The organism is Roseibium algicola (genome assembly GCF_001999245.1).
Lineage (GTDB): Bacteria > Pseudomonadota > Alphaproteobacteria > Rhizobiales > Stappiaceae > Roseibium > Roseibium algicola.
This window is the reverse complement of the sequence record NZ_CP019630.1, coordinates 5,649,457-5,666,879: the sequence shown is the minus strand read 5'-3', so window position 1 is coordinate 5,666,879 and position 17,423 is coordinate 5,649,457. Positions and strand designations below refer to the sequence as shown.

General features: G+C 56.4%; 16 protein-coding genes. 12 read left to right on the top strand and 4 right to left on the bottom strand.

Annotated features, from left to right (window positions below):
* The first annotated feature begins 110 nt into the window (after window positions 1-110).
* The 3 genes from B0E33_RS26300 to B0E33_RS26290 are packed head-to-tail and all read left to right on the top strand — an operon-like array spanning window position 111 to window position 2,267.
* Window positions 111-917: a TatD family hydrolase gene (locus B0E33_RS26300; RefSeq protein WP_077292837.1), complete on the top strand. Its 807-nt coding sequence runs from the start codon at window positions 111-113 to the stop codon at window positions 915-917.
* The gene (locus B0E33_RS26295; protein ID WP_077292836.1) at window positions 914-1,756 is read left to right on the top strand and encodes an MBL fold metallo-hydrolase; all 843 of its coding nucleotides are present in this window, start codon (window positions 914-916) and stop codon (window positions 1,754-1,756) included. Before B0E33_RS26300 ends, B0E33_RS26295 begins: the two co-directional genes overlap by 4 nt.
* On the top strand, window positions 1,746-2,267 hold the full coding sequence (locus B0E33_RS26290) for a regulatory protein RecX (RefSeq protein ID WP_077292835.1): 522 nt from the start codon (window positions 1,746-1,748) through the stop codon (window positions 2,265-2,267). Before B0E33_RS26295 ends, B0E33_RS26290 begins: the two co-directional genes overlap by 11 nt.
* Window positions 2,268-2,511: 244 nt before the next feature.
* Here B0E33_RS26290 and B0E33_RS26285 read toward each other — a convergent pair whose 3' ends face one another.
* Window positions 2,512-3,378 carry an aminoglycoside phosphotransferase family protein gene (locus B0E33_RS26285; protein WP_077292834.1) on the bottom strand — a complete coding sequence of 289 codons (867 nt, stop codon included), beginning with the start codon at window positions 3,376-3,378 and terminating at the stop codon, window positions 2,512-2,514.
* 328 nt (window positions 3,379-3,706) lie between these two features.
* Here B0E33_RS26285 and B0E33_RS26280 point away from each other — a divergent pair, with 328 nt between their 5' ends.
* Together B0E33_RS26280 and B0E33_RS26275 are read left to right on the top strand one after the other, a co-directional pair.
* Window positions 3,707-4,201 (top strand): GNAT family N-acetyltransferase, encoded by a 495-nt coding sequence (locus tag B0E33_RS26280; RefSeq protein ID WP_077292833.1) that lies wholly within the window; start codon window positions 3,707-3,709, stop codon window positions 4,199-4,201.
* Between the two features lie 237 nt (window positions 4,202-4,438).
* Window positions 4,439-5,515 (top strand): D-alanine--D-alanine ligase family protein, encoded by a 1,077-nt coding sequence (locus B0E33_RS26275; RefSeq protein WP_077292832.1) that lies wholly within the window; start codon window positions 4,439-4,441, stop codon window positions 5,513-5,515.
* A 10-nt stretch (window positions 5,516-5,525) separates the two neighbouring features.
* Here B0E33_RS26275 and B0E33_RS26270 read toward each other — a convergent pair whose 3' ends face one another.
* The 3 genes from B0E33_RS26270 to B0E33_RS26260 all read right to left on the bottom strand — a co-directional run bounded on the left by B0E33_RS26270 (window position 5,526) and on the right by B0E33_RS26260 (window position 8,784).
* The gene (locus B0E33_RS26270) at window positions 5,526-7,496 is read right to left on the bottom strand and encodes a PAS domain S-box protein (RefSeq protein WP_167579601.1); all 1,971 of its coding nucleotides are present in this window, start codon (window positions 7,494-7,496) and stop codon (window positions 5,526-5,528) included.
* Between the two features lie 149 nt (window positions 7,497-7,645).
* Complete coding sequence (arfB, locus tag B0E33_RS26265) at window positions 7,646-8,107, bottom strand: alternative ribosome rescue aminoacyl-tRNA hydrolase ArfB (protein WP_077292831.1); 462 nt, start codon at window positions 8,105-8,107, stop codon at window positions 7,646-7,648.
* Entirely contained in the window at window positions 8,104-8,784 is a 681-nt protein-coding gene (locus B0E33_RS26260; RefSeq protein WP_022998598.1) for a TetR family transcriptional regulator C-terminal domain-containing protein, read from the bottom strand. The genes arfB and B0E33_RS26260 overlap by 4 nt, the downstream gene beginning before the upstream one ends.
* 478 nt (window positions 8,785-9,262) lie before the next feature.
* On the opposite strand from B0E33_RS26260, the gene aptA reads away from it, so the two are divergent.
* From aptA to B0E33_RS26225, 7 genes are all read left to right on the top strand, one after another.
* The gene (gene aptA, locus B0E33_RS26255) at window positions 9,263-10,591 is read left to right on the top strand and encodes an omega-aminotransferase AptA (RefSeq protein ID WP_022998597.1); all 1,329 of its coding nucleotides are present in this window, start codon (window positions 9,263-9,265) and stop codon (window positions 10,589-10,591) included.
* 46 nt (window positions 10,592-10,637) lie between these two features.
* Entirely contained in the window at window positions 10,638-11,894 is a 1,257-nt protein-coding gene (locus tag B0E33_RS26250) for a Zn-dependent hydrolase (RefSeq protein ID WP_055654352.1), read from the top strand.
* A 100-nt stretch (window positions 11,895-11,994) separates the two neighbouring features.
* Window positions 11,995-12,765, top strand: a complete 771-nt coding sequence (locus B0E33_RS26245) for an endo alpha-1,4 polygalactosaminidase (protein ID WP_077292830.1) — start codon at window positions 11,995-11,997, stop codon at window positions 12,763-12,765.
* Window positions 12,766-12,834: 69 nt separating this feature from the next.
* On the top strand, window positions 12,835-14,292 hold the full coding sequence (hydA, locus tag B0E33_RS26240) for a dihydropyrimidinase (RefSeq protein ID WP_077292829.1): 1,458 nt from the start codon (window positions 12,835-12,837) through the stop codon (window positions 14,290-14,292).
* 120 nt (window positions 14,293-14,412) lie between these two features.
* Window positions 14,413-15,219: an ABC transporter ATP-binding protein gene (locus tag B0E33_RS26235; RefSeq protein ID WP_031268472.1), complete on the top strand. Its 807-nt coding sequence runs from the start codon at window positions 14,413-14,415 to the stop codon at window positions 15,217-15,219.
* 119 nt (window positions 15,220-15,338) lie between these two features.
* Window positions 15,339-16,262 (top strand): ABC transporter permease, encoded by a 924-nt coding sequence (locus tag B0E33_RS26230; protein ID WP_077292828.1) that lies wholly within the window; start codon window positions 15,339-15,341, stop codon window positions 16,260-16,262.
* Window positions 16,259-17,404 (top strand): ABC transporter permease, encoded by a 1,146-nt coding sequence (locus tag B0E33_RS26225; RefSeq protein ID WP_077292827.1) that lies wholly within the window; start codon window positions 16,259-16,261, stop codon window positions 17,402-17,404. Before B0E33_RS26230 ends, B0E33_RS26225 begins: the two co-directional genes overlap by 4 nt.
* Window positions 17,405-17,423: the final 19 nt, after the last annotated feature.

Genomic DNA, 17,423 nt, shown 5'->3' with positions numbered 1-17,423 from the left:
GAAATCGTCACGAGCGAGAGTTCGTGACTTGGGCAAGCCCTGATTCTCTTGTTAAAAGGCGGCAGTACCACCTATATGCGCCATACCGATCAAACTCATTTGGATCCTCAATGCTTGTCGACAGCCACTGCCATCTCGATTTCCCGGATTTTGACGGCGAACGTGCCGATCTGATCGCGCGGGCCAAGGCGGCCGGCGTGGAACTGATGGTCACCATCTGCACCCACATCCGCAAGTTTGACCAGGTTCTGGCAATCGCCGAGGAATATCCGGAAGTCTATTGTTCGGTTGGCACCCATCCGCACAACGCCGGCACGGAGCGCGGCATTCCAGCCGATGAAATCGTGCAATTGGCGAACCACCCCAAGGTGGTCGCCATCGGCGAGGCCGGTCTCGACTACTTCTATGACAAGGCCCCGCGCGATGCACAGGCGGAAGGCCTTCGCATCCACATAGAAGCCGCACGGCGCACCGGCTTGCCATTGGTCATTCATTCACGCGACGCGGATGACGATATGGCAGCCATCTTGCGCGAAGAAATGGGGAAGGGGGCCTTCCCGGCCCTGCTGCATTGCTTTTCGTCCGGCCGAGACCTTGCACTGACCGGAATAGAGCTTGGCCTTTATGTGTCCTTTTCCGGAATTTTGACTTTCAAGCGCTCGGAAGAGATCCGTGACATTGCCCGTGACTTGCCGGCTGACCGATTGTTGGTGGAAACCGACGCCCCATATCTCGCACCGCAGCCGAGACGCGGCAAACGCAACGAACCAGCCTATACAGCGATGACTGCGGCGGTTCTGGCGGAAACCAGGGGCGTATCGGAAGAAGAGATTGCGCGGCAGACCACAGAGAATTTCTTCAGGCTCTTCAGCAAGGTGCCTCGTCAGAACCAGCAGACAAAAGCGATTGCTTCATGACCTTGACGCTGACCATTCTAGGATGCGGCTCTTCCGGAGGCGTGCCGCGTGTCGGCAATGATTGGGGCGATTGCGATCCCGGTGAACCGAAGAACCGCCGCAGCCGCTGTGCGCTTCTTGTGGAAAAGCGTGTGGATAACGAGTGCACAACGGTGTTGATAGACAGCGGCCCCGACATCAGGTCGCAATTGCTGGCTGCCAACGTCAAGCACCTGGACGCGGTTGTCTATACACATTCGCATGCCGATCATCTGCACGGTATCGACGATTTACGGGCCTTTTGGGTGCAATCCGGCAAAAGAGTTCCCGTCTATATGGACGAAGCGACAAGCGCGAGGGCACTCACAGCATTCAGCTACTGCTTTGAAACACCGGCAGGCTCCAACTATCCGCCCATTCTGGAACGCCGTGATCTTCGTCAGGATACGCCAGTCACCATTGAGGGAAACGGCGGTCCGATCACCTTCGAACCTTTCGAGGTTGTCCACGGAGAGATCAATGCGCTCGGATTTCGCATTGGTGACACAGCTTACATCCCCGATGTCTCGGACATCCCGGAGAACAGCCTCAACCAGTTGAAATACCTGGATCTTCTGATCCTGGATTGCTTGCGCCGCAGACCTCATCCAAGCCATTTCTGCCTGGCGGATGCGCTGTCCTGGACTTCCAGAATTGCTCCCAAACGCACCATTTTCACCAATCTTCACAATGACTTGGACTACAAAGTCCTGTCAGCGGAACTGCCTGAAACCATAGAACCTGCCTATGATGGTATGCTCCTGTCCGTTGAAGACACAGGCACAGGCAAAGAAAGCGCTCTAACCACCGATGGCTGGTAAGCCACGCTACAAACAACCGACGGAAGATCGGCTGATCAAGTCTGCGCTTCATTACCTGGAACGCTATGCGACATCGGCCGCCAATCTTCGCAAGGTTCTTGAACGCAAGGTTTTGAAAGCCTGCATGAGCCTGGAACTCGATCCGGCCGACTATGCCGACTTGATCAATGCAGTCGTTGAAAAATGCGTTCAGACAGGTCTCGTCAACGACAAGACCTACGCGGAAACCAAGACTGCCGGGCTGCGGCGCCGCGGTGGCTCAACGCGAAAAATCGAAGCTCAGTTGGCTGCCAAAGGCGTTGACAGAGAAACGATACACACGGTGCTGGCACAAGACGAACGCAGCGACGAGGAAGCCGCTCGGATCTTCGCAAGACGCAGGCGGCTTGGTCCATACAGAACCACACGAACGCGAGATGACCGGCGCGACAAGGATCTGGCTGCAATGTGCCGGGCGGGCTTTTCCTTTGAAATCTCTCGCAAGGTGGTCGACGCGGACGACAGCGATTGATCTATACGACAGAACGACTGAGGCGCGGAATGACGCTCAGCAACACAAACTGACTGGCAACGCCAAACGTATCCATCACTAAGGCATTGGCAAAGCGAGGCAATCACGCCTTGCTATAAATGTTCCATAATATTGATTATGCGAATTAGTGATGTGGATTGGGACCCCTCCATCTTCCCAGCAACAAATGTCACCTATCGGGCTTTCTCACCATCGCTCAAGCGCTGGACCTTGGCTGTGTCGGCTAGTCGACGTCATTGCAGATAGCTTGCAGAGCTTTGGCTTGCGTTCCATCGGTGTCCGGGCTTGAAAGACCGGACTTGCAAACCAGAGCTTTCCAAAGCGCCCATGCTCTGGCCCGTTGCCAGGTCTGATCATCTACCTCGCACGCATCCCGGAAAATCTTCCGGCTTTCGGGATCGAAATACGTCCAGGCCATAACGAAGTCACAGGCAGGATCACCGATACCGCAGGTTCCGAAATCTATGAGAGCTTTGACGACGCTTTTGGTGACGATGATGTTTCCGACCGCTACATCTCCGTGGTACCAGACGGGCCTGGCCGTCCAGGCCGACGTCATGCCACGCTGCCAGACTTCAAGGCACCGCATTGCGTCCACCTTGCTGCCGAGGATATCCAAACTCTTTTGAACTTCGTCGCCGTAAACGCTGGGATGACAACCCCGATAGAATGAGTGCTTCCCCGCAAGGAGCCCGCTATCCGTAACGATCGCTCTCAAATCGCACAGGGTTTTGCCAAGCGAAACCGCGAACGTTTCCGGATTCACACCGTCAGCGCTTTCAAGTGTATCTCCCTCGACCCAACGCCTTATCGACCACGGTAGCGGAAATGTATCGCTTGGCAGGCCGACAGCGACGACACTCGGCACTTCAACGGACAGATGCTCACCCAAGACAGTCAGCGCACGCGCTTCTTTCTTCACTGCTTCGGCATAGGATTCATTTCGTGGCAGACGCACGGAAAGAGCATCACCGAGCCTGAAGGTGGCATTGTCCCAGCCCTGTTGGGAAACCGGTTCAATTGGTAGATGGTCAAGATGTGGAAACTGCTGGCGTATGAGAAGCGCAACTGTGTTTCGGTCGATTTCCATATTGTCCACGGTTGCTTTTCCAATAAGATCTTACCATTAACTCTAATCAAATCAGCATCTTATGCCAGCCAAATGCCCCCCCGGAAAAGAAGTCGTTGCCGAGTGAAAATGGCCTTTGCGGCGGTTCAAAACCTGCCTCAAACAATGCCTCTCATCTCCGGCAGATCACAGATCCGGATTGGACACCCCTTCCCGCACAAGTTAATAAGCTACTGTTATTACTAGATTATTCCCCGAAAAACACTGCACTTCTCGCAGCTAGTCTGAACCGCACACAGTATCGACGCGCCTGACGCCGGTGCTTATGTCTGTATGATATTGTTCTGATATGTCAGCAAGCGAACGTTACACTTTTCGAGAAGTGACCCCGGCAGATCTACCTCTCTTGGCGGAATGGCAGTCGCGACCGCATGTCCGCAAGTGGTGGGACACGGCCGAGCCCTTTACTGCGCAAAAACTCAAAGACACTCGGGTGAAGCGCTGGATTGTTGAGACAACCCAGCGCCCCTTCGCCTACTTGCAGGACTACAGCGTTCACGACTGGGAAGATCACCATTTTTTCTCGCTACCCAAGGGATCTCGGGGCATCGATCAGTACATCGGCGAAGCAGACATGACAGGTAAAGGGCACGGCCCTGCGTTTATCGCGCAGCACCTGAAGGCACTGTTCGAGGCCGGCGTCCCGGTCGTTGCGACCGATCCCCACCCGGACAACACTCGTGCCATTTCAGCGTATGAGAAGGCAGGCTTTGAAGTGTTTGGTACCTCCCAGGCGACACAATGGGGCTTGATACTCCCCATGAAGGTCAGTTCATCAAGGTAAGGCGCCTGTTCGGTTTTTCCGGGCAGCCCGGTGTTTCTAGATACCATCCCTGCCCCCTCTCCTTCGTCCTGGCGAAACGGTGCCATTTGCTAACAACACTGTCTTATCGTGCGTCCAAACCGGGTCTCAGTGAATTGGACCCGAGTACGCCGCCAGCCAGACTTTGCGTAGCCACAATATCGCGCTATCGCTGATGCAGCTTTTGATTTGCATATTCGATTCTATCGGAGACCTTTTTTGGCCCATCTTTCTCAAAAACTGCGTGTAGCCATCCTGTTTGGCGGGCGATCTGCGGAACACGAAGTCTCGGTCCTTTCCGCCACAAATGTCATGAACGCGCTCGATCCTTCCAAGTATGACGCGGTTCCGGTCTACGTCACCCGTGAAGGACAATGGCTGCTGAGCAATTTTGAGAATGGACTTTTGAGCCGGCCGACAACTGGCATTGAAATCTGTCCGGTTCCAGGTGGCTGTGGCCGAGTGATTGCACTGGATGAAAACGGGTTGCCTCGTGACTTTGCCAAGCTTGACGCGGTCTTTCCCGTGCTTCATGGCCTCCATGGCGAAGATGGTGCGGTACAGGGACTTGCTGAAGTCGCCCGGGTTCCGCTCGTTGGATGCGGTATCGCAGGGTCCGCAAATGCACTCGACAAGGATCTTGCAAAACGGCTTCTCATCGAGGCCGGCCTCCCCACGGCCAAATCACTCACAATTCGGCCGGACGATGTGCCGGACTTCGAACGCCTGAAGCGCGAACTTGGTTTGCCCGTATTCATCAAACCTGCCCGCCAGGGTTCCTCGGTCGGTGTCAGCAAGGTTCAGACGGCAGACGATTTTGAGGCCGCGTTGAAGGAAGGATTCAAGCACGACAACAAGCTTCTTGCCGAAGAGTTCGTTCTTGGTCGCGAAATCGAGTTCGCGGTTCTGGAGGAAAGCGACGGCACACTGTTCGTCTCCAGGCCGGGCGAAATTGTTCCTGCCGAAAGCCATGGCTTTTACACCTATGACGCAAAATATGTCGACGAAGATGGCGCGGCCTTGAAGGTACCTGCAGATTTGCCGCACGATGTCGAAGGCCGGATGCAGGATCTGGCGGCAAGGGCGTTCAGGGCCCTGGGGTGCGACGGCATGGCCCGCGTCGATTTTTTTGTGACGCAGGAAATGAATTTCCTGCTGAACGAACTAAATACCATCCCCGGCTTTACGAATATCAGCATGTATTCCAAAGCGATGGCTGCAAGTGGCGTCAGCTATCCGGAGATCATCGATCGTCTGATCACCCACGGCATTACTCGGGCAGAACGGGATATTTGAAACTTGGCCGTCATGCGCTCAACGCAAGAACGTTCTTCACGAATTCTATGCCGATGTTGTCGCCATCCCTGCGCACAAGGCGGCAACTTCTTTCAGCCTTTCCATCGTTGAAATGAAGTGTGAACTGGCTCGGAACATTTCCGGCATTTGTCAGATGAAGCCGTGCTCCGGTTTCGGAAATGTCCCTCACCGAACACTGCAGGTACTCATTGTCGCCAAACCTGATTTCGGCATGTTGATGAACGCGGGTTCGCTCGCTTTTCCGCCGGTTTTCCATGCCGACGACCCAATTGTCCAGATTGCTGCAGACGGACGCAACATTTTCGGATGCGAGCATCAACTTGCTGCTGATTTCGTCAGTTGCGGCGCATTGCTGTTCTGCTGCAGTTGATGTTCCCTGAACCAGTTCCTGCACTTCGGTGATTGACGACTGGATGGCCTTCAGCGCTTCATCTACAGCTCCCGCAACGGTCTGCATCTCCTCGATCTCGGCGAAAATGCGCGTTGTTGCCTGAGATGTCTGGCTCGCGAGATCCTTGACTTCGTTCGCCACAACAGCAAAGCCCCGTCCTGCCTCGCCTGCGCGGGCGGCCTCTATCGTTGCGTTGAGAGATAATAGGTTGATCTGATCCGCAACTTTCGAAATCAGCTGCACGACATCGTCCATGGAAGCCGCAGCATTGCGGAGAGTTTCGGTGGACCTTCCGGCTGCTTCGGAGCGGGTTTGCATGTCATCGACCGCGCGCTGCGCCTCGTCCATTCCACGCGACACATCTTGTGCAGAGCCGGTAATTTCCCTGGCAGAAGCAACTGTCTGCTCAACAGTCCCAAGTGTCTCCTCGGCGGCCGCAATGGCTGTCTGTCGTGACTTCATGTTCTGCGTAACGTCGGTGGCAAACTTGGTAATCTTGATGAGCCGACCGGACGCGTCGAAGATCGGATTGTAGGTCGCCTGCAGCCAGATTGGATCGCCACTCTTGCCGTAGCGCTGATAGATGGCCGACGTATGTTTCCCGTCCCCCAGTTCCTTCCAGAACGAGGCATATTCCTTGCTCTGTGCGTAATCGGGTGACACAAACATGCGGTGATGTTTACCGACCACCTCAGCGGCAGAATACCCGGTCGTACGCAGGAAGTTCTCGTTCGCGTCGAGAATGATCCCTTCCCTGGTGAAGGAAATCATCGCCTGGCTACGGCTGATTGCTGCGATCTGACCTTCATATTCGGCGTTTCGAAGCTTTTCGGAGGTTACGTCGGTCGCGAATTTCACGACCTTGAACGGGTGTCCGGCGGCATCTAGGATCGGGTTATAGGAAGCCAGGATCCAGATATCCCTACCGTCCTTGTGCCGGCGTCTGAACTCGCCGCTCTGGTAAGCCCCTTCTCCAAGCTTGCGCCAGAAAGCCTTGTATTCTGGCTTGTTTCGATCTTCCGGATCCAAAAACAGGCTGTGGTGCTTGCCCTTCACTTCCGAAAGTTCGTAACCGAGCGACTTCAGGAAATTCGGATTCGCATCGAGGATCGTGCCGTCCAGATCAAATTGAATAACGGCTTGCGACCGGTTGATTGCATCTATCTGCCCCTGGGCTTCAAGCGCCTTTCGTTTCTTCTCGGTAATATCGGTCGCGATCTTGACGATCTTACGAACGGTCCCCGACCTGCTGATGACCGGATTGTAGGTTGCCTGGATCCAGACTTCCTTGCCTCCCTTGGCAATCCGGGCAAATTCAGCAGACTGGAACTCTCCCTTCGCCAGAGCGATCCAAAGACGTTCATAATCGGACGACTTCGCATAGTCCGGATCGACGAACATCCTGTGATGTAGTCCTTTTATTTCATCCAGTGAATACCCGAAGGTCCTGAGAAAATTCTCGTTCGCTTCCAAAATTGTGCCATCGGGTTTGAATTGTATGATCGCTTGAGAACGACTAAATGCGTCGACGATTTCTCGCCAGTCACTTTGCGGCAATAACAACGTCATAAGAAATCGCCTTTAGGTAGGTGTTTTCCCGCACCACACTAGCGACATCTTCTTGAATCTTGTTTAACGTGAACTATAGGTAAATATATCTAGGGTTGCTGCACGCATGTACGGCACGGTCATGTAATCGACGCCATGCTCTACGTCCGCTAACCGTCGTAACCACTTGAACGGCCGCGCATTTTCTTGATCTGACCACGTTGTTTCTTGGCGTCGAGACGACGCTTCTTGGATCCGAGGGTCGGTTTCGTGGCCTTGCGGGGTTTCGGCTTTTCCGTAGCTTTTCGCAGCAAGTCCAGCAAACGCTCCAACGCGTCTTCCCGATTCCGTTCGCGGGTCCGGAACCGATCCGCCTGCAAGACGATCTCGCCGCCCAGTGTCAGCCGGCTGCCTGCAAGCCTCGCCGCTCGCGTCTTGACGTCTTCGGGAAGTGTTTCATTGCCGGCAAGGTCGAACCGAAGTTGAACTGCCGTTGAGACCTTGTTGACGTTCTGCCCGCCAGGCCCGGAGGCGCGAATGAAATCTTCTGTGAGATCCTCCTTGAGGATGAACAGCCGTCCGGTCACCGCAATCTTTGAAGCAGCAAAGGGATCGTCCGTCTCGCCGCTCATACCGCCTGATCGCTCTCGGTCGGCAACTTCAGGCCGACACCGTTCAAGATAAGCGACGTCACCGCGGCTTCCGTTTCGGCCTGGAAGGCGGCGTCGGAAAGGTCCTTCCCGGTCAACGCCTTGATCTGCACCGAAAAGTCCGCGTAATGCTGGGTGGTTGCCCAAATCGTGAAGATGAGATGGACAGGATCGACACTTCGCATCTTGCCTGCCGCTATCCAGTCTTCGATCACCTGACTTTTTTCGGCCACCAAACGCTTCAGATCCGTTTGCAGGATCGGCAATATCTGTGGCGCGCCCTGCATCACTTCGTTGGCAAACAGCTTTGAGGCTTCCGGAAACCTGGCAGACATTTCGATCTTCTGGCGAATATAGGCAGCCAGTTCCTGCGCCGGCTCCCCATCCGGATTGAGCGTTTTCAAAGGGGCAAGCCATACCTCCAGAATATGGGCCAGCGTCGCGCTATAGATCGCCTCCTTGGAGGAGAAATAATAGAGCAGGTTGGACTTCGACATTCCCGCATCTGCAGCGATCCGCTCAACTGTCGCGCCGGAAAATCCCTTCATGGAAAACTCGCCAAGCGCCGCCTCCAGAATCAGGGACCGGTTCTTTTCCTGGATCCGGCTAAGCCCGCCTGATTTAAAGGATGCCTGCGTCTGCTCGCCCAAATCTGCCATCTACCGTTCCGCTTTCTGCCGCGAAGGGTCCCAACCCTACACCCAATTCACACGGCATTTTTCCGGAAAAAACACCGATTTCACAACTGGCAAGTTCAGCACCGGAGAGAATGACCAGAAATTAGTCATGACGACCGGATTTGCATCTTGACCATTTGGTCAAATCCCTCCTAGGGTAAATTGACCAGATGGTCAGAAGGCTAGTCGATTGATCCGTCCCTCGCAATGGGGATGTCTTGAACAAACGGCAGCCATCGGCCAGTTCGGAAATCCCGGCAAACCGGGGCGGCTGCAAGGCCAGACAGAGGATTTAGGCGAACGGGAAAGAGGCAAAAGCCCATCCGGAACGCCAGGGAACAGTGTGGGGAGAGGACCAGCGCAGTCGGCACTGCCGTTGACGCAGTGCGCGTGCTATTCCTTCCATCACAAATCAGCAACAGTCGGCCGCTTCAAGCACGAAGGGTCGCAAGGAGGACGTATGTCAGCATCGAGCCAGGCTGCCACCAACAATCTCGAAGCTTTCTGGATGCCGTTCACGGCCAATCGGCAATTCAAGCAGGCCCCACGCATGTTCGTGTCGGCCAAGGACATGCATTACACCACCGCCGACGGCCGACAGGTTCTCGACGGCACGGCCGGCCTCTGGTGCTGCAACGCCGGTCACTCCCGTCCCAAGGTCGTTGAAGCGGTCCAGAAGCAGATTGCCGAGCTGGACTATGCGCCCGCCTTCCAGATGGGCCATCCCAAGGCATTTGAACTTGCTGCGCGCCTCGCGGCCATGATGCCCTCCCCGCTGGACCATGTCTTTTTCACCAATTCCGGATCTGAAAGCGTGGATACCGCACTGAAGATCGCGCTCGCCTATCAGCGCGCGATCGGTCAGGGCACTCGCACCCGTTTGATTGGCCGTGAACGTGGCTACCACGGTGTCGGCTTTGGCGGCATATCGGTTGGCGGCATCGTCTCCAACCGCAAGACCTTCGGCACGATGCTCACCGGCGTCGACCACATGCGCCATACGCACGATCCCGAGCGCAATGCATTCTCCCGCGGCATGCCGGAAAACGGCGCTGAATATGCCGAAGAGCTGATCCGTATCATTCAGCTTCATGATCCATCGACCATCGCAGCTGTCATCGTTGAACCGGTCGCCGGATCGACCGGCGTTCTGATCCCGCCCAAGGGATATCTGGAGCGCCTGCGCGAAATCTGCTCTCAGCATGGCATTTTGCTGATTTTCGACGAAGTTATCACCGGTTTCGGTCGTCTGGGGTCACCGTTTGCGACTGACTTCTTCGGTGTAACGCCGGATCTTGTCACAACAGCGAAGGGCCTGACGTCCGGCGTCGTCCCGATGGGGGCGGTGTTCTGTACGTCCGACATCTATCATACGTTCATGACTGGCCCGGAACACATGATCGAGCTGTTCCACGGTTATACCTATTCCGCGCATCCGCTCGCCTGCGCAGCCGCTCTTGCAACACTCGACACCTACGACGAAGAAGGCCTGCTGACACGTGCGGCTGACCTTGCCCAATATTGGGAAGACGGTCTGCATTCACTCAAGGATTGCCCGAATGTCATCGACATTCGCAACCTCGGTCTGATTGGCGCAATCGAACTGACGCCAATTGCAGGGGAACCGACGAAACGGGCGTTCTCGGCGTTCCTGAAGGCCTACGACGACGGGCTGCTGATCCGCACGACAGGCGATATCATCGCGCTGTCCCCACCCCTGATCATTTCAAAGGAACAGATCGACGAGTTGTTCGGCAAGCTGCGCAGCGTGCTGAACGCGATCGACTGATATCCGGCAAGACCAGAGACAAAGACACGTTTTAGGAGACACAAGCATGGCAGCCCCCGGCGAAAACCTGAGGATCAACGCAGAACGCCTCTGGGACAGTCTGATGGAGATGGCAAAGGTCGGTCCGGGTGTTGCCGGTGGCAACAATCGCCAGACGCTGACCGATGCCGACGCCGAGGGCCGCAAGCTGTTCCAGAAATGGTGCGAGGAAGCCGGCATGACCATGGCGGTCGACACCATGGGCAACATGTTCATGACGCGGCCGGGAACAGACCCGGACGCCCTGCCCGTCTATGTCGGCTCGCACCTCGATACTCAGCCGACCGGCGGCAAGTATGACGGCGTTCTGGGTGTACTCGGAGGACTGGAAGTCATCCGAACCATGAACGATCTCGGCATCAAGACCAAGCACCCGATCGTGGTCACCAACTGGACCAACGAGGAAGGCACTCGCTTTGCACCGGCAATGCTTGCGTCAGGCGTCTTTGCAGGTGTTCATACACAGGACTGGGCGTATGACCGGGCCGACCACGAAGGCTTGAAGTTCGGCGACGAGTTGAAGCGCATCGGCTGGGTTGGCGATGAAGAAGTCGGTGCGCGCAAGACCAAGATGCACGCAATGTTCGAACTCCACATCGAACAGGGTCCGATCCTCGAAGCCGAGGGCAAGGATATTGGTGTCGTGACCCACGGCCAGGGCCTTTCCTGGACGCAAGTGACGGTAACCGGCAAGGACAGCCACACGGGCTCCACGCCGATGCCCATGCGCAAGAACGCCGGCCTCGGCATGGCCCGCATTCTTGAACTGGTTGATGAAATCGCCTGGTCGCATGCTCCACATGCGGTGGGAGCTGCCGGCCACATCGAGGTTTTCCCGAATTCACGAAACGTGATCCCCGGCAAGGCTGTCTTCACGATCGATTTCCGCTCTCCGGATCTCGCCGTCATCAAGGATATGGAAGATCGGCTGAAGACAGGCGCCAAGAAGATCTGCGATGACATGGGACTGGACGTCGAATTTGAAAAAGTCGGCGGTTTCGACCCGGTAGAATTCGACAAGGGATGCGTCGAGGCGGTTCGCAACGCTGCCGAGCGTCTTGGATATTCCCATCAAAACATCATCTCCGGCGCCGGTCACGATGCCTGCTGGATCAACAAGGTCGCGCCGACTGCGATGATTATGTGCCCCTGCGTCGACGGTCTGTCGCACAACGAGGCAGAAGAGATCTCCAAGGATTGGGCGAAAGCGGGTGCTGATGTCTTGTTCCACGCAGTGGTCGAAACAGCGGGGATCGTGGAATAGCACAAACATCGGCCAACCTGTCGCGCCAGCGACCGGATTGAGCGAACACCTGGCTGCCCCGGACCTGAACCGAGGCCCGTTACAGGGAAATGAGAGGAACATGACTTTTAACGGAAAGGCATTGGCAATGGTCTGCGCCCATTTTTGGGCCGCAGCACCTGCCTTTGCCTTTTCCGTTGGAGACAGCTGGGACTGGCAGCTCACTGAGCCGGTCGATCTCGACAGGAAAGTCAGGGTTCTGGATCTGCACCCAGACCTTGTGACGCCGGATGACCTGGCAGCTCTCAGGCAAAAAGGTGTCCGCACCATTTGCTATGTCAGCATCGGAACCCTAGAAAATACCTCCGAGGATTTCAAGGTATTTCCGGATGACGTGCTCGGCAAAACCTATGAAGACTGGCCGGACGAGCGTTTTCTCGATATCCGCCGTCTTGATGTCCTGCTTCCGATCATGAAATCCCGCTTCGAAGCCTGCAGGAACGAGGGTTTCGACGCGATTGAACCTGACAACATGGACGTTCATGACAACGACAGCGGGTTTCCGATCACCGCAGACGACGTTGTTGCCTATGTCGCCAGACTGGCCGCCATTGCTCATTCTCTCGATCTCGGCATCGGGCAGAAGAATGTGCCCGACCTGACTGCCGATTTGATCGGCCACATGGACTTCCTGATCGCCGAAAGCTGTTTTCAGGACAAATGGTGCGACGACGTCAACGCCTATGTCCGGGCAGGCAAGCCGATCTTCGATGCAGAATACACGGACCGGCCGATAGACTTTCAAGAAGCCTGCGAAGTCGCAGCGCGGCAGAACATCGCGATGATCCTGAAAGACCGGGATCTGACGTCACCGGTACAAACCTGTCCATGAGGCAGGCTGACGAAGGAAATTTCCGGCGCAACACACCGGACGAGTGAACAAACGAGAAGGGGAACACAAATGGCCAGCAAAGTGATCAAGGGCGGTACGGTTGTAACTGCCGATCTTTCCTACGAAGCCGATGTGAAAATCGAAGGTGGCCGCATTGTCGAAATCGGCCCCAACCTGTCCGGTGACGAAACCCTGGATGCGACCGGCTGTTACATCATGCCGGGTGGCATCGATCCGCACACCCACCTCGAAATGCCGTTCATGGGCACATTCTCTTCAGACAACTTCGACAGCGGCACACGCGCAGCGTTGGCCGGTGGCACGACCATGGTCGTTGATTTCGCCCTGCCCTCACCTGGCCAGTCGCTGCTGGAAGCCCTGCAGATGTGGGACAACAAGTCATCGATGGCCCATTGCGACTATTCCTTTCACATGGCGATCACCTGGTGGGGCGAACAGGTCTTCAACGACATGCAGACCGTCGTCCAGCAGAAGGGCATCAACACGTTCAAGCACTTCATGGCCTACAAGGGCGCCCTGATGGTGAATGACGACGAGATGTTCGCCTCGTTCTCACGCTGCGCCGAGCTTGGCGCCCTTCCTCTCGTGCACGCGGAAAACGGCGATGTCGTCGCCACCTTGCAGCAAAAGCTGCTGGCGGAAGGCAACAATGGCCCCGAAGCACATGCCTTTTCCCGCCCGCCGGAAGTGGAAGGCGAGGCAACCAACCGCGCCATCATGATCGCGGATATGGCTGGTGTACCGGTCTATATCGTTCACACGTCTTCGGAACAGGCGCATGAGGCCATTCGCCGGGCTCGCCAGAACGGCATCCGTGCCTATGGCGAACCGCTCATCCAGCATCTGACGCTGGATGACAGCGAATACAAGCACGCCGACTGGGACCACGCCGCACGCCGGGTCATGTCGCCTCCGTTCCGCGACAAGAAACACCAGGACAGCCTCTGGGCAGGTCTCGCGTCCGGCTCCTTGCAGGTGGTTGCGACCGACCATTGCGCATTTTCCACCGATCAGAAGCGCACCGGTGTCGGCGATTTCACCAAAATCCCGAACGGCACCGGTGGTCTTGAAGACCGCATGCCGATGTTGTGGACATATGGCGTGAATACAGGTCGCCTGACACCCAATGAATTCGTCGCAGTCACTTCAACCAATATTGCAAAGATTTTGAATATCTATCCGAAAAAAGGAGCAATTTTGGTTGGCGCTGATGCCGATCTTGTCGTCTGGGATCCGGAAAAATCGAAAACCATTTCCGCCTCCAGCCAACAGTCCGCCATCGATTACAACGTATTCGAAGGCAAGGCCGTCAAGGGGCTGCCGCGCTACACACTCACCCGTGGCCGCGTCGCGGTGGAAGACGGCACCGTCAACCACAGCCAGGGCCATGGTGAATTTGTCGCCCGCAAGCCGTATCAGGCCGTCAACAAGGCGCTAAGCACGTGGAAGGAACTGACGGCACCGCGTAAGGTGGAACGCACCGGCATTCCTGCCAGCGGCGTCTGATCCAATCCGGCCCCGCCTTTCAAACAGGCGGGGCCTTCAAGAAACGAATACGTCAATCCGGACCCGACTCGTGCCGCGAGGAACTTGATGACTGCACTTGCCAGCGCAAAGGACACCGAAATGGTGGAAAACAAACAAAGCGCCAGCCCGAACCGGGTGATCGATATCGAGAACCTCTCGCTGACATTCGAGACGAACGACGGCCCGGTTCACGCGCTTTCAGACATCGATCTGAAGATCGAAGAGGGAGACTTCGTTTCTTTCATCGGTCCGTCGGGTTGCGGCAAGACCACATTGCTCAGGGTTATCGCCGATCTTGAAAAGCCGACCGCGGGGTCCATCACGGTCAATGGTGTCTCTCCGGAACAAGCACGTCTCAATCGGGCCTATGGCTATGTCTTTCAGGCTGCCGCCCTTTATCCCTGGCGAACGATTGCCAAGAACGTGGCATTGCCTCTTGAGATCATGGGGCTTTCAAAGGCCGAGCAGCAACAGCGGATTTCCCGAAACATGGAGCTGGTGAACCTCACCGGCTTCGAAAAGAAGTATCCCTGGCAGCTTTCAGGCGGCATGCAGCAGCGCGCGTCGATCGCCCGCGCCCTCGCCGTCGAGCCGGATCTGCTCCTGATGGACGAACCCTTCGGTGCGCTCGACGAAATCGTCCGCGACCATCTCAACGAACAATTGCTGCAGCTTTGGGCCAAGACCAACAAGACCGTTGTCTTCGTAACTCACTCGATCCCGGAAGCGGTGTTCCTGTCGACCAAGATCGTCGTACTGTGCCCTCGCCCGGGCCGTATCTACGACGTGATCGAAAGCGATCTGCCACGCGATCGCAGTCTCGATATTCGCGAGACACCGGAGTTCCTGAAAATCGCCCACCGGGTACGGGATGGCTTGAAGGCAGGACACTCCTATGAAGACTAAATCGCATCGACCTGCGACATTTGTTGAAGTCGACCCTGCCGTGGAAATCCAGGCCCTTGATGGTGTTGCAACCAGGGTTTGGCAGCGCATTTTTGCGATTGCAGGAAAGGCGCGGATACATGACTGACGCCTCTCTTTCGCAGACCCGTAGCACGAACCCATTTGCCGGTCTGATGTCTGGAACGGTCGGTCCGGTCACCGTCGTCGTATTGGCGATCATAGCGCTCTGGTATGTCGCCGCAGTCGCACTCAACACCCCATTCCAGCAAGACATGTATGAGCGCGCCGGACAAAATGATGTCGGGTTCTCTCAACTGGTCACCGATACGCTTTACCAGGAGCGCCCGGTCCTGCCTGCGCCGCACCAGGTGATTGTGGAAATCTGGGACACGACTGTAAACAAGAAGATCACCTCCAAGCGATCGCTGGTCTATCATACGGGCATCACACTCTCTTCGACGCTTCTCGGGTTTCTGATCGGCACGACACTCGGCATTCTTCTGGCAATTGGCATCGTTCATTCGCGTGTTCTCGACAAATCATTGATGCCGTGGGTCATTTCTTCGCAAACCATTCCCATTCTGGCCATCGCGCCGATGATCATCGTCGTTCTCAACGCCGTCGGGATCTCAGGTTTGCTGCCCAAAGCCATGATCTCCACCTACCTGTCCTTCTTCCCGGTCACGGTCGGCATGGTGAAGGGGCTGAGATCACCTGAAGTCATTCACATGGACCTGATGCACACCTATTCGGCGACGCGCTTCCAGGCTTTCTGGAAACTGCGCCTGCCCTATGCAGTGCCCTACCTTTTCACTTCGATGAAAATCGGCATGGCTGCCTCTCTCGTCGGAGCGATCGTCGGTGAACTGCCGACAGGTGCCGTGGCCGGTCTCGGCGCGCGTTTGCTTGCCGGCTCCTACTACGGCCAGACTGTCCAAATCTGGTCGGCACTTCTGATGGCCGCCTTTTTGGCAGGGTCTCTGGTTGCCCTGATAGGCATGATCGAGAAGCGCACGCTGAAACGCATGGGGATGGCCGGATGAGCACCATGACCGCAAAAAAGAGCCGCCTCGATATGCCGGCGCTGTTGGCCTGGTTCATCGTAGCCATGGTGGTAGTTGGCCTGTTCAGTCCGATCTTCGGACCGGACTACGGCATCATGGATGTTCCGCGTCTTGCCCTTTGCCTGGTCATCCTGGCAGTCGCCGGTGTACGCTACGAACTTGGCTTCATGCGCAACCCCTTTGGAGACGTTGTCCTCGGCATCATTACCGCCATTGCTGCCTGGCTGCTGATCTCAACCTCCTCGCACCATGTCGGGCAGGCCACGCTCGGTTTCTGGGCACTGGTAGCAGCAACCTGGGCAGCGGCCTGGCTCTTCGTTGAGCGTCTTGCCACATGGCGAAACCTGTCGCCGCTTGCAGCCCGGCTCATCAACCTCGCCATTCCGGCACTCTTTGGCATTACCCTTCTTGTACTGTGGCAAATCGTGGTCACTGGCGCGGGCGTTCCGAAGGTTCTGTTGCCAGCCCCTTCCGAAATCTGGGTTCGCCTGACCAATTCCGGGCCAACGTTGTGGGCTGACTTTCGCCAGACTTTCTTGAAAGCCGTTCTGGCCGGTTACGCCATCGGTTGTGGTTCGGCGTTCATCACTGCAATTCTGGTGGACCGGGTGCCGTTCCTGCGCCGCGGGCTGCTGCCGATCGGCAATCTGGTATCTGCACTGCCGATCATCGGTGTCGCCCCCATCATGGTGATGTGGTTCGGCTTCGACTGGCCGTCCAAGGCAGCGGTCGTGATCATCATGACCTTCTTCCCTATGCTGGTGAACACGGTATCCGGCCTTGCCGCGTCTGATGCCATGCAACGCGACCTGATGCGCACCTATGCCTCCAACTACTGGCAGACGCTTTTCAAGCTGCGCCTGCCCATGGCCATGCCCTTCATCTTCAATGCGCTGAAGATCAATTCGACGCTCGCCCTGATCGGTGCCATTGTCGCTGAATTCTTCGGCACACCAATCGTCGGCATGGGTTTCCGCATCTCAACGGAGGTCGGCCGCATGAACGTTGACATGGTCTGGGCAGAAATCGCCGTTGCCGCCCTCGCCGGATCGCTGTTCTACGGCCTCGTCGCGCTCCTGGAACGCGCCGTCACCTTCTGGCATCCGTCCGTCAGGGGGTGATTTGCCTCTCCACTTGTCA